This window comes from Microvirga sp. VF16, assembly GCF_016864375.1.
Taxonomy (GTDB): domain Bacteria; phylum Pseudomonadota; class Alphaproteobacteria; order Rhizobiales; family Beijerinckiaceae; genus Microvirga.
In genome coordinates this window covers 772,026-784,593 of sequence record NZ_CP069354.1, presented here as the reverse complement: position 1 = coordinate 784,593, position 12,568 = coordinate 772,026, and the positions used below count along the sequence as shown (strand labels likewise).

Here is a 12,568-nt window from a genome sequence, read left to right as displayed (position 1 = left end):
AAGCCTCGGCGTTGTCTGTGACAGAAGATCTAATCGGCTCATCGGCTTGTATACGCCTAGTTCTTAATCAACTTGTCAACGCGGCTTAAGGCGTCACGTGCTTTAGATAGCGCCTGAAGCTGTTCCAGCCCTTGCGCGGGAGCAGAAGCCTCTATCGGCTGACCGACTGCGACCTTGGTCAACTCCGGTTTTGCTGGAACGACCTGCTGAGCCTGGATGTCGGGCATTTTGCGTATCTGGCCTGCCATAGTGAGGGCAGACTCCAGCAAGCCGAGGTCACTCTCTGCGAGAGCCGACCGGTCGAGGCTGCGAAGATCGCTGACGGCACCATCGATGGCCTGAGGCGACGTGATCAACGATGCCGCACGATAGAGCCTTGCTCTTACGGCACTCGCCTTATCTGATCCTACCAGTTCCTGAGCCTTGTCGGCCAGCAATCTGGCCGAGGTGGTGAACCCCTGTTCAATCGATGAGCGCGCTGCCAGAAGATAAAGATCGCGTCTTGCTTCCGGTTCAAGCTCGGACATCATCGCCACGACCCCTTCAAAGCGCGAAGCCTCCTTCCCGAAATCGATTCGCGTCAGCACGGAGGCCAATCGCTGCCGGAAGTTGCCGGCGTAGATCGAGTGGCGATAGCGTCGCAGGTAGTCGGTGGCGAGTGACTGGAACTTTTCCATATTGTTGGTCTGGCTCACCACGAAGACCTGCCTGCGCAGAGCCGCCTCCTCAAGGAGCGTGCCGGGTGCCTGAAGTCGAACGAAGTCCAGCAACTCGTCGGATTTCGCAGCATTCTTTCGCACGACCAGAGCCGATTGAACCAGGGCCAACTGAGCTCCCAGGGTCGGAGGAAGGAAGTGAGGATCCAGGGAGGCCAGCGAATTCTGCGCCGCCTCCTCCCTGCCCTCGACATAGGCCAGTGCACCCTCAATCAATGGCCGGTCATTTTCCGCAATGACGGAGGAGCCTAGTTCCAGAAGTTTTCTCAAGATGCCTGGGTTACCGCCGCTGAGGACGAAGGACACCGCTGCTCGAACATTTTTGCTCGTCTGCCAGGTCTCCGGCTCCAGATTCATGAATCTGTCGTCCAGGATTCCGAGCAGGCCGCGTTGCCCCATATGAGCCTCCGTGGATCCGATCGCAATCTGATCCTGCATCAGATGCAACGTTCGCACGAGCTGCACCGGACTGGGAACTGACGCCGTCTCGGCCCTCTGCTCTCCAGCTTCCTGTGAAGGCGCGGTGTTCTCAGCCATCGCCGCCTGTCCGACGAGGAGCAAAGAGATCGCAATGAGAGGCAATGAAAGACCTTTCATCATGATCACTCCTGCAGAAGGATCTCGACCCGGCGGTTCTGATCCGCATTCGGATCGCTCGGGATCTTCGGCTCACGATCCGCATGTCCCTCGACGCGCACGATTCTGCTCTCGCTCAACCCACCGCGAACGAGCATGTAGAGCGCCATCTGGGCCCGCGCATGGGACAGCCGCCAGTTATCGTAATTGGCCGATTTGAAAGGCCGGGCGTCCGTGTGGCCGCGGATGACGATCTTGCCCGGGCGTGACTGCAGAATTTTCGCGATCTCGGCCATGGCCTTCACGACCTTTGAATGCGGCTCGGCGGAGCCCACGGCAAACATCGTGAAGTCGAAATCGTCCGTCAGGCTGATCAGGGTTCCTGCACCGGTCCGGCGCACCTCGATGTGCGGCTGCGGTGAGACATCCTTCGAAGGCTGGACAGCCTTCAGGATTTCCCTCTTCAGCTCTGCGGCCTTCAGGTCCGCCATCGTGGCCGCATTCGGATCGACATTCGATGCCTGACCGCCCGAATCAGAAGACGTGCCATTCGGCTGGCGTTCCTGACCTTCATTCGGCACAGAGGTCTTTGAGTCCGGTTTGCCGTCAGTCGGAGATTTCCGGCTTAAAGCCGTGATGGCATCTATGACGGCCTTCGAAGGAGCTGGCGCTGCGGTTCCTGGCTTCGAAGGTGTGTCCGTTTTCAGTTCTTCGACCGGGGCGACCTGCCAATACAGGGGATCGAACGGATCCCTGAAGGCCTCCCCTGCCTTGAGGCCAGGCACATCGCTCTCGCCTGGAGTGACATCGGCACCAAGAGTGTCGTGGGGGTTTGCTTCGATCTCATCGGCGATCTTGGCCAAAACGGCATAGGGATCCTGGAAAAGAGCCCCTTCCTTGAAACGCGGCTTCCGTAACTGGTGGGACTTGCCACCCGTCCCCTCGCCGCTTCCCTTCTCCTTGCCGTCCTTGGTGTTGTCCGTTTCATTGTCAGGCGGAACGTTCTGCGGGTCGTCGAGCCCCTTCTTGTTCGGGGTCGACTCGGCCAGTTGGACCGGATTGAAGTAATTGGCAACGCCGCTTCGGGTCTCCTCATCGGTCAGACTGATGAGCCACATCACCAGGAAAAACGCCATCATGGCCGTCATGAAGTCCGCATGGGCGATCTTCCATGCGCCTCCTTTGACGATATCCTCGCCATCGTCGTTCCTGCGAACGATGACGATCTCCTGCTTATTTGAACTCGCCATCGATCATCAGCTTTCTAACGCCTGGGCCAACCGAACCGACCAGGAATGCAATTGCGTTTGAACAAGCGTATCCTGCGCCACGGCACTGACCTCAACGTGCTCGCTCGGAAGAAACTCTATCAAACTCTCGTAATGTCCAAGATGCGACTTCATGGTCGAGAGAAGATCTTCCGGCCCGGAGATCCTCAAAAGTCTTGCATCTCGCCCGGAAAGCAGCGCCGCAAGGACATCCTTGAACTCGGCAAGAGTTTGCTGACGGAAAGCTTCCGAGACAAAAGGCCTGAGGATATTTGCAACTCTCTCCGAGAGGTTCTCCTCGATGCGCTCGACCGCCGCTGAGATCTGAGCCGACATCTGCAGCGCCTGCTGCTCGACCCAGATCGTCCGCTGATCATTCATCTCCTCCAGATGGCGGCCCCTTTCAGCGGCAATGGCATCCTCAAGCTCTCTGTGCGCTCTCTCTCTTTCCTCAGTCCTGACTCTGACTTCTGCAGACTTGATGAGCTCTGCCTGCCGATCAACGATAGGCGGCGGGGGCTGCGGCGGCTCAGGATCGGGCGTGACCTTGACGGCGCGCAGGAGACCGATTCCCGAAGGAGCGCCAGAGGCTGGATTTGAGAAGTCCGCCAAAAGTCTCGCTATCGTGCCTGCCATTACGCGGCCTCCCGTCCGAGCCACTGCTTCAGAACGGCGGCGGCTTGTTCCTCACTGAGTTCGATGATTTGCTCCAGTTTCCGCTGCGGAGTCCGCGGCATCTCGATCAAGTTCTGTTCGTCCGCTTCGGAAGCAATCTGCAGAGCAGCTTCCTTGCTGGCTTCGAGGGCTTCCTCAGCCTCGGCCGCAGCCAGCGCCGCCGCCTGCTCACGCTGGAGCTCGAGCTCGGCCTGATGACGGGCCATGAGCATCCGCACGGCGGGACGCAAGCCGAACCAGATCATCATGGCGCATAGAGCCAGGATGGTCAGGGCGTTCACAACCGTTCCGAACTGGCGCATGAGGATTTCAGTCAGCGATGGACCCGGCACCGGTTGAAGCATTCCACCGTCATCGACAAAGCTGACAGCGGCAACCTTGATCTGGTCGCCGCGGGGCTTGCTGAAGCCTGCCGCGGATGACACGAGCTGCTCGATCTCTGCGATCTTCGCATCGATCTCGGCAGGCGTTGCGCTATCGCCGAGCAGCGACGTGATACGGGACTTGTTCACCAGAACGGCTACGGAGAGATTCTTGATCTGATAGCCGTCGCTGATCGTCTGGACCGTCTTGGACGAAATCTCATAGTTCGTCAGCTCTTCGCGCCGCTGATTGTCCTCGCTCGAGCTGTCACTGGAATCGCCCCGAACGTTCTCATCGGGAAGGTTCTGCTGAACAGTGGTTGGCTTCTGGCCGCTCCTGTTCTGCGAGACTTCGGTTTCCTTGATCGTGCGCGTCGATCGCTCGACCTTCGATTCGGGATTGAAGATCGTTTCGTTGGTGCTGACCTTATCCGTGCTCAGACGGGCAGCCACGCTGACTTCGAAGTTGCCGGTCCCGAGATAGGGCGCAAGCGTGCGGCGCACACTGTCCTGGATTTCCAGGCCGACGGTCTTTTCGAGCCGGGCCATCTTGCCGGTCGCGGCGTTGGCGGCATCATCACCGGACATCAGAAGCGTGCCGTCCGTATTCATGACGGTGACCTTGTCGACCGCCATGCCCGGGATGGCGGCTGCCACCAGATGCCTGATCGCCTGCGCGGACGATGCATCGTCGGAGGGAACGGTACGAATCACGACGGAGGCAGAAGGCGGCTGCTGCTCACGGCGGAAGGAACCGCGGTCCGGCAACACGATGTGAACGCGCGCGGCCTTGATTCCCTTCATGCCCTGAATCGTGCGGGAAAGTTCGCCTTCGAGGGCCCGCACCTTGGTGACTTCCTGCATGAAGGAGGTGAGACCGAGCGAGCCGAGATCGTTGAACAGCTCGTAACCGGATTTCGTGCTGTGCGGCAGTCCCTTCTCGGCGAGCAGCATCCGGGCCTGGGCCGTATTGCCATAGCTGACGAGGAGAGCTGTTCCGTCGGCGCTCACATCGAAGGGAATGCCTGCGTCCTTCAGGACCGCTCCCATCCGCCCGACATCCTCACGGTCAAGTCCTGTATAGAGCGTTTCTTGGGCGGGCCGGCTCAGATAATAGGCGCCGATGCCGACGGATAGGAAAACAGCAAGACCGATCGCGGCCAAGGCAGCCAGGCGGCGGGCGCCCAGCAGCATCAAACTACTCCACAATCTTTCAGCGTGTTGACGACCAGGCATAGAGAATCTCGGTACTGGTGGAAAGTGTCGAGATCACTTGTGCGTCGTCAACCTTGTGCGAAGGTTGCTGCTTGTCCTTTGGCATCCAAGTTTGCGCAGTGCCATGGAAAGAGGGGCGATCAGAAATATGATCGCACCAGGCCGCTCACGAGAATGTTCCAGCCATCGATCAGGACAAAGAATAGGATCTTGAACGGCAGCGCCAGGACGGTTGGGGGCATCATCATCATGCCCATGGACATCACCAGAGTCGCTACGATCATGTCGATGACGAGGAAGGGCAATGCGATCAGGAAGCCGATCTCGAACCCGCGCCGCAACTCGGAGATCATGAAAGCGGGGATCAGGATCCGCAAATCGATCTTCTCCCCCTCGTTGGGCTTGGGATAGTTGACCGCGGCCAAGTCACTGAACATCTGGAGATCCTTGGGCCGCACATGAGTCAGCATGAACTCGCGGAAAGGTTCCGTCGTCTTGGTAAACGCCTCGCCCTCGGAGATGCGATTCTCGGTCAGCGGCCTGACCCCGTCATTCCAAGCCCGGTCGAAGGTCGGCCCCATGACGAAGAAGGTCATGAACAAGGACAGGCTGATCAGGAAAAGGTTGGCAGGCGTGCTCTGGAGACCGAGACCGGAACGCAGGAACGAGAAGGCCACGACGAACCGGGTGAAGCTGGTCACCATGATCAGCAGGCCAGGCGCCAGGGATAGAACGGTCAGGAGGACGACAAGCTGAATGATCCGGCCGCTGACCGCGCCGTCGCCGGCGGGAATGAGCGATTCGAGGCCGGCGATCTGGGCGTGGGCGCTCGTTGCCGCTAGGAAGAATGCACTGGCGAATATGAAACGAAGTGGCATCGGTCACTATGTCTTTCAAGAAAGTGGGGAGGCATCCGCCAAATGAACTGCGAACGCGCCAAAGACTGCTTCCTACTGAACAATCAGGGTTTCAAGCACCAATTCCTGGATCACGCCCTTTGAACGCAATCTCGCACGCTCATTGAGATCCTCCCGCAGGTGGAGGAGACCGCTCGGACCTTGGATCTGTGCCAATGACATGGTGCGGATATAAGACAGGATGTCCTGCCTCGTCTCGGACACCAAGACATCCGGATGCTGTTCGTCACGCGGCTTATAAACAATCGATGCCTCGATCCTGACCCAGTCGCTTTCCGAGCCCGTCAGGTTGGTCACGACCGGGGCGAGTTTCTTGATCGCAATATTGCCCGTATAGGGGCTGACGATCTCGGTCTTCTGATGCAGAGCCTTGTACTTTTCCTCGACCTGCCTCTGAATTCCGGACACCATGACCAAACCAAAGCCTCCGCCGATGGCGGCGGACAGGAGGGTCAGGAGGCCGAGTGTCAGGAGCCAGCGGAGCGACCCCTCTTTGCTCGACACGCTCCCGGAAGGCGCTGGAAGTTCTAAAGCTTTGGCCATTCTTCTCTCGTCCCAAGGATCTGGTTAGAAGGGCGCCACGGCATCGTAGATCTGCTGCCCATAGGCTGGCTGCTGGACTTCCATCAGGCGTCCGCGACCGCCATAGGACACTCGAGCCTCCGCAATCTTGTCATAGCTGATCGTGTTCTTCGGCGAGATATCCCGCGGTCGCACGATTCCGGCAATGTTCAGGATGCGGAGCTCATAGTTCACGCGCACTTCCTGCGACCCGCTGATCACGACGTTTCCGTTCGGCAGAACCTCATTAACGACAGCGGCGACGGAAAGGCGCAGTTTCTCCGATCGATCGATCGTTCCCTGGCCGGTCGAGGAGGATGATGAATCGAGACCGATGTCTCCGGTTCCGTCGGAGTTCCAACCTTTGAAGGAGAACGCATAGGCCAATCCCGCGCTGATCGAGGACTGCCTCGATCTGTCGCTTGCATTGTCGAATTCAGCCTTGTCGTCGATCTGAATATTGACCGTGACGATGTCACCAACCTGCCTTGCCCGCGGGCTCGTGAAGAGATCGGCGCTGGCATTGCTCCAGGTGGAGTTCGCCGCAGTCCGGCCAGTGGCTTTAAACAGATGAGGCAGCGGTTCACGGTCGACGACGACGCCCGAACCGACGGGCGTCATTGCCGGCTCACGACCGATCTCCTCAGGCCGCGTCGCGCAAGCACCGAGAAAGCACAGACCGGCAATCAGGAAAAGATGTTTCAATTCTGCCTCACGGTGTTCTTGTCCCGCTTGGGGGCATCGGTGATGACATTCGCCAGCTGAGCGGCGCGCCCCGGCTCCATTTCATTCAGGACAGCGCTTGCCACTCGCGGATTGAGCTTGGCGATGACAGCCGCCGCAATCTCCTCATCCATATTGGTAAGCTGCAGGGCAGCCGCGTCCGGGCGCATACGCGAATAGATCATGACGATGGTCTCGTCCGCCTTCTCCAGGACCTCGTTCCGGCGGCGCAGCCATTCCTCATATTCGGCGCGCTTGGCTTCCAGGACCTTGAGACGGCCTTCGATCTCCTTCTCCATATCGGCGAGAGCCTGCTTCTGGAGTGCAAAGCGCGCATCGGATGCTGCATCGGCGATATTGGCGCAGTATTGATTGTTCCTGGTGTCCGCCTTGACATCCTGCGCCAGGGCGGCCTGGTGACCAGCCGTCCCGAGAAGCATGCCAGCGGCGAGCGCCATCTGTCGGAGAGATTTGATGATCATGGTCGCGGTCATTGGATCACCAGTTCGGCTTGAAGGGCACCGGCCGTCTTCACGGCCTGGAGGATGGCGATGACATCCGACGGCTTGAGACCCATCTGGTTGAGTCCCTTAACGAGCGTCTGCAGATCCGCCCCCCGGACAATGGCAAGCGGCACCCGCTCCTCGGTAGCTGTGATCTGAGTGCGCGGCACGACGACGGTCTGTCCGAAGGAGAATGGATCCGGCTGCGCCACTTCGGGAGCTTCGGTTACGCGAATCGTCAGAGCTCCATGGGTAATCGCCACTGTCGAGATCTGAACGTTCTTTCCGATTACGACCGTTCCGGTCCGTTGATCCACCACGATCCGCGCCGGCGTGTCCGGCCTGATCTCGAGATCGCCCAACTCGGCAATGAATCGGGTCGCGGCAACATTCTTCGGCTTTTGCAGAACAACCGTGCGGAAATCGCGCGGAGATGCGACCCGAATGCCATAGCGCTGCTGCGCATACTGGTTGATCGCATCGGTGATCAGCGTAGCGGTCTTGTAGTCAGGGTTCTTGAGCTCGAAAGCCAAGGGACCGACGGCATTGAATCCGCCTTGGACTTCCCGCTCGATCAGAGCACCGTTGGGAATGCGCCCTGCCGTCGCCACGCCTGAAGTGAGCGTCTCGGCCTGGCCCTGCGCGGAAAAGCCAGAAACGGCAATCGCACCCTGCGCGACGGCATAGACCTGTCCATCGCCGCCCTGCAGGGCCGTGAGCATCAAAGTACCCCCCTTCAGGGAGGTCGCATCCCCCATCGATGTAACCGTCACGTCGATGCGCGATCCTGCTCCCACGAAGGGAGGAAGGTCAGCCGTGACGATAACAGCCGCGACGTTGCGGGTCCGCAGGTTGATGTCGCGAACGTTGACGCCCATACGGTCCAGCATCGATTGAAGGGACTGCTCGGTAAACTGGGAATTGCGAAGCGTGTCGCCCGTTCCCTGCAGGCCCATGACAAGGCCATAGCCGATGAGCTGGTTATCGCGCACACCTTGAACGGCGGCCACGTCCTTGATGCGTGTCGCGGCATGGCCTTGGAAAGAGACAAGAACCGCGAGAAGGAAGAGGATCGTGCGGAGCATCATTAAAATCCGATCCGAATCCGGCCATCCGGCTGAACCCGACCGGTAATGATCCGGCCGCTATCGACGTTCTTGACCTGGATTGTTTCACCCAGGGTGCCGGATTGCAGTGGGATGCCGATTCCCATGATCGACAGTCCGCCTTCCTCGAACATGATCTGAGTCTGGACGCCGCGTGTCACGAGCTTTGGATCGTCGACCGCGTTCATCGGAATCGGCTCTCCGGGTAAGAGAGTCCGACGCGCCATCTTGCCGGCGAGAACCCGGGGGGATTCGATGACAGCCGTCCGGTAGCGGTAATTTTCCGGAAATGTCCGATCCTTGAGCATCGATTCATTGATCGTGTCGCCGGAATAAATGGTGACCGAGGGAACCGGGAGAACGCGCTCCTCGGCCCTGACAGCCTGGAAGCCTGCCAGGGCTACGGCGCATGCCGTGAGAGCAAGATGAAAGAGATGCTTCATGAGACTATCACCCGGCTTCCAGCTTTAGCGGATGCCCTTCGAAACGGTTCCGGCCATATCGTCGGCGGCTTGGATCACCTTTGAGTTCATCTCGAAGGCGCGCTGAGCGGAAATCAGGTTTGTGATCTCCTTGATCGGATCGACGTTGGAAGCCTCAAGATAACCCTGATGGATCTTGCCGAATCCTGGGTCCGATGGAATGCCCACCGCCGGCGCACCGGAGGCCAGCGTCTCGCGATAATAGTTGCTGCCGATCGGTTCCAGACCGGAGTCGTTGGCGAAATTCGCGAGCGTCAGCTGACCCAGATTCTGAGGCTGAGCCTGTCCGTCGACCTTGGCGAAGACTTCGCCGGATTCGTTGATCGTAACGTCAAGCGTGTTCGCCGGAATGATGATCGGCGGGTTGAGCGTGTAGCCGTCGAGGGTGACGAGCTGCCCGTCCCCATTCTTGTTGAAAGATCCCGCGCGCGTGTAGACGATTTCACCGCTGGGCGCATTGACCTGAAACCAGCCGCGACCGTTCAGGGCAAGATCGTACTGGTTCGATGTATTCGTCAGCGATCCCTGCCGATGCAGATTCCGGATTGCAGCTGTGCGAACGCCGAGACCCAACATGGCTCCCTCAGGAACCGGGCTCGATCCGGCCTGATTGGGAATAGCCTGGGACCGCTCGGTTTGGTAGAGAAGATCCGTGAATTCCGCCCGCGCTCCCTTGAAGGCGGTAGTGTTCACGTTCGAGATGTTGTTGGCAATGACTTCGACGTTCAGCTGCTGTGCATTCATGCCCGTGGCAGCGATTGCGAGCGCTCTCATTTCAATCTCCTTAAATCGCCATCCGAGCAATTTCTTGATAGGCCGCGACCACCTTGTCACGGATGGCGATGGCCGTCTGAAGCGTCTGCTCCGCTGACATCACCGCCTCGACGACCTGCTGCACCGAGGCCTTGCCTTGAATTCCGGTGATCGACGCTGCTTCGCCCGCCTTCATGGTATCGACCGCCGATGTGGCCACCTGGGCCATCATGTCGCTGAAGCTTGTCTGGGACGCGCCGGACACGGCTCCTGCGGCGGGCGAAGTGCCGAAGGTCGGAATCGCTGCGACCGCCGACGGGCGATCAATCATCGAAGAGATTGAGGAAACTGCGCTGACCATATCAGCCTCTCATGAGATCGATGGTTGCAGAAATCATGGCTCTGGCCTGCTTCATCATCTGCAGGTTCGCCTGATAGGATCGATTGGCTTCCCGCATGTCTGCCATTTCGATCAGCATGTTGACGTTCGGCTTCTTGACCATGCCGTTCTCGTCCGCAGCCGGGTTACCGGGATCGTACTCGACTGGAAAAGCGGACTCGTCCTGTCCGACATCCTTGACCGTGACAGAGGCTGCTCCGAGTGTGCGGTCGAGCTCGGATTTGAAGGTGATCGTCTTGCGAGTATAGGGATCGGAACCGGGCGTGCGGCCCGTCGATTGCGCGTTGGCGACGTTTTCCGAAATAACCCGGAGGCGGGCCGACTGAGCCTCCAGACCGGAGCTCGACAGCTTGCTGGATGCAACTAAGGGATCGATCATCACGAAGTCCTCACGCTCGACATCAGCATTCGGTGGAATGACTTGACGACGCTTGTGTTCAAGGAGTGCTGCCGGCTGACCTCACCGGACTTGATGAGTTCCTGCTCAAGGCTGACGGAGTTCTTGGAATAAACCGTGTCCCAGCTATCCGCCTTCTTGACCTTGCTCGCTTCGGCTCTCGACGGGGTGAAGCCGATATGGCCGCCGTTCGTCGCGGCCATGGTCAATTTGGTTTTGTCCAGAACGTCGGCAAAAGGCTCAACGTCCCTGGCCCGATAGCCAGGCGTATTGGCGTTCGCGACATTTCCGGAAATCGTCGTTTGGCGAGCGGCTAGCCATTGAGCCTGTCGCGATGCCAAATCGAACAGATAGACAGGTGCCGTCACAGGGATCTCCAGGCGAGTATGGTAAAGAGGCGTTTAACCCTCCAACCTTGCCCGAGGCTGACTTGGCTGCCGATGAGCGATTCTTAGGAATTTTTAGCCATGGGTGTGACCTGTAGAATCCGGACCGATCGGCGTAGTGCTCGCTGAGGTCGGGAAGAAATGCAATTAAATGTTATATAGATTCAAATTCGATGTTTTGGTGCGCCGTGTTCCCGGCGCGACAATAGTGCAACAGGTTCAGTTGATTTTTCGATTGCTGATCTCGTCACGTTGATGCAATCGCAACGGTGACTTTTATTGCCGAACCGGCGTATCAATTTGTTGTTCAGGGCGATTCTTCGCCATTAAGCTTAGATCCTGCATGCAACGCGGCACATGGGTTGGGGGGAATGACTCATACTTCTGCGTTAAACGACGGATTCAAACTGCGATCAGAGCAAGGCGCTCGACAGGTCGCCGATGCCAACCGCGTTTTCAACTCGGTTCGCGACTTCGCATTGATCACGCTCGACCCTCACGGGAATGTTGTATCATGGAACCGGGGCGCGGAGCACATCTACGGCTGGAGAGCAGATGAAGTCCTGGGTCGCCATTACTCGCTCCTTTATTCATCGGATACTCTGAGCCGCAATAAATCCGTTCAGGCTTTGAGAATTGCCGAGAATTCCGGCCATTACGGCGATCAGGTTCGCTGCACGACGAAGGAAGGTGCTTTCCTCTTATGCAGGGTAACAATCGATGCCGTCGAGGATGAATCGGGACATATCTGCAACTTTGTTCTGACATCTCGCGATGTCAGTCGTTTCATGGCCGCAGAAGCTGCACTGAAAACCCAGGAGGAGCGGTACCGGGCCCTGATCGAGGTGAGCGCGGCCGTTGTCTGGCGAGCCTCGCCAAACGGTTCGATCATTGATGGTGCATCGGGCTGGGAAAGTTCGAACAGTCAAACCCTGAGCGATCTCAATGACTATCCTTGGCTGGAGAACGTCCACCCGGATGATCGTGAGCGGGTAACGTCGACTTGGCTGGAGACACTGGCATCTGAAGAACCCGGCACAAGTGAGTACCGTGTGCGCCGGTCCAGCGGCGAGTACCGCTGGGTCCTGACGAGGGCCGTTCCCCTTCGGGATCCTGATGGCATGGTGCAGGAATGGGTTGGGACGGTCGCCGATATTCATGAACAGAAGTCAGCGGCCGAGCGACTCCGTCAAAGCGAAGAACAGTATCGCGCCCTGATCGAAGCAAGCGCCGCCGTTGTCTGGCGTGCGACGACGGATGGATCGATTACGAAGGTCTGGGGGTGGGAGGCGTTCAGCGGTCAGGCCAAAGGGGAATACACGGGCTACGGGTTCCTGGAAGCCGTTCACCCGGACGATCGCGACAAGCTGTTCTCCCAGTGGCAGACCGTTAGGACCTCAGATGAGCCGCGCATCTTCGAGTATCGCGTTCGGCGCTCGGACGGAGAGTATCGCTGGGTACTGGCGAGAGCCGTTCCTCTTCTGAACGAAGATGGGACCGTCGCAGAATGGGTGGGAACGGTCACTGA

General features: G+C 58.6%; 14 protein-coding genes and 1 pseudogene. 1 reads left to right on the top strand and 14 read right to left on the bottom strand.

The window, feature by feature from the left end; genetic code table 11:
* Nucleotides 1-56: 56 nt before the first annotated feature.
* From JO965_RS03730 to flgB, 14 genes are all read right to left on the bottom strand, one after another.
* Complete coding sequence (locus JO965_RS03730) at nt 57-1,316, bottom strand: chemotaxis protein MotC (RefSeq protein ID WP_203442375.1); 1,260 nt, start codon at nt 1,314-1,316, stop codon at nt 57-59.
* A 2-nt stretch (nt 1,317-1,318) separates the two neighbouring features.
* Nucleotides 1,319-2,542, bottom strand: coding sequence for a MotB family protein (locus JO965_RS03725; protein WP_203442374.1), 1,224 nt, complete (start codon nt 2,540-2,542; stop codon nt 1,319-1,321).
* Nucleotides 2,543-2,548: 6 nt separating this feature from the next.
* Nucleotides 2,549-2,941 (bottom strand): hypothetical protein, encoded by a 393-nt coding sequence (locus JO965_RS03720; RefSeq protein ID WP_203442373.1) that lies wholly within the window; start codon nt 2,939-2,941, stop codon nt 2,549-2,551.
* A 254-nt stretch (nt 2,942-3,195) separates the two neighbouring features.
* Entirely contained in the window at nt 3,196-4,833 is a 1,638-nt protein-coding gene (gene fliF / locus JO965_RS03715; protein ID WP_203442372.1) for a flagellar basal-body MS-ring/collar protein FliF, read from the bottom strand.
* 119 nt (nt 4,834-4,952) lie between these two features.
* Entirely contained in the window at nt 4,953-5,690 is a 738-nt protein-coding gene (gene fliP, locus JO965_RS03710; protein WP_203442371.1) for a flagellar type III secretion system pore protein FliP, read from the bottom strand.
* A gap of 72 nt (nt 5,691-5,762) precedes the next feature.
* Entirely contained in the window at nt 5,763-6,272 is a 510-nt protein-coding gene (locus JO965_RS03705) for a flagellar basal body-associated FliL family protein (RefSeq protein WP_203442370.1), read from the bottom strand.
* Nucleotides 6,273-6,296: 24 nt separating this feature from the next.
* A complete protein-coding gene (gene flgH, locus JO965_RS03700; RefSeq protein WP_203442369.1) occupies nt 6,297-6,995 on the bottom strand; it encodes a flagellar basal body L-ring protein FlgH in 699 nt (232 codons plus the stop codon).
* A complete protein-coding gene (locus JO965_RS03695) occupies nt 6,992-7,495 on the bottom strand; it encodes a MotE family protein (protein WP_246776735.1) in 504 nt (167 codons plus the stop codon). The genes flgH and JO965_RS03695 overlap by 4 nt, the downstream gene beginning before the upstream one ends.
* An 8-nt stretch (nt 7,496-7,503) precedes the next feature.
* On the bottom strand, nt 7,504-8,604 hold the full coding sequence (gene flgI / locus JO965_RS03690) for a flagellar basal body P-ring protein FlgI (RefSeq protein ID WP_203442367.1): 1,101 nt from the start codon (nt 8,602-8,604) through the stop codon (nt 7,504-7,506).
* Nucleotides 8,604-9,065 (bottom strand): flagellar basal body P-ring formation chaperone FlgA, encoded by a 462-nt coding sequence (gene flgA, locus JO965_RS03685; protein WP_203442366.1) that lies wholly within the window; start codon nt 9,063-9,065, stop codon nt 8,604-8,606. The genes flgI and flgA overlap by 1 nt, the downstream gene beginning before the upstream one ends.
* Nucleotides 9,066-9,089: 24 nt before the next feature.
* Nucleotides 9,090-9,878: a flagellar basal-body rod protein FlgG gene (flgG, locus tag JO965_RS03680; protein ID WP_203442365.1), complete on the bottom strand. Its 789-nt coding sequence runs from the start codon at nt 9,876-9,878 to the stop codon at nt 9,090-9,092.
* A gap of 10 nt (nt 9,879-9,888) precedes the next feature.
* The gene (locus tag JO965_RS03675) at nt 9,889-10,218 is read right to left on the bottom strand and encodes a flagellar hook-basal body complex protein FliE (protein ID WP_203442364.1); all 330 of its coding nucleotides are present in this window, start codon (nt 10,216-10,218) and stop codon (nt 9,889-9,891) included.
* 1 nt (nt 10,219) lies between these two features.
* Complete coding sequence (gene flgC, locus JO965_RS03670; RefSeq protein ID WP_203442363.1) at nt 10,220-10,636, bottom strand: flagellar basal body rod protein FlgC; 417 nt, start codon at nt 10,634-10,636, stop codon at nt 10,220-10,222.
* A complete protein-coding gene (gene flgB / locus JO965_RS03665; RefSeq protein WP_203442362.1) occupies nt 10,636-11,022 on the bottom strand; it encodes a flagellar basal body rod protein FlgB in 387 nt (128 codons plus the stop codon). The genes flgC and flgB overlap by 1 nt, the downstream gene beginning before the upstream one ends.
* A 389-nt stretch (nt 11,023-11,411) precedes the next feature.
* Here flgB and JO965_RS49265 point away from each other — a divergent pair.
* A pseudogene (locus JO965_RS49265) lies at nt 11,412-12,542 on the top strand (PAS domain S-box protein); the annotation flags it as partial.
* Nucleotides 12,543-12,568: the final 26 nt, after the last annotated feature.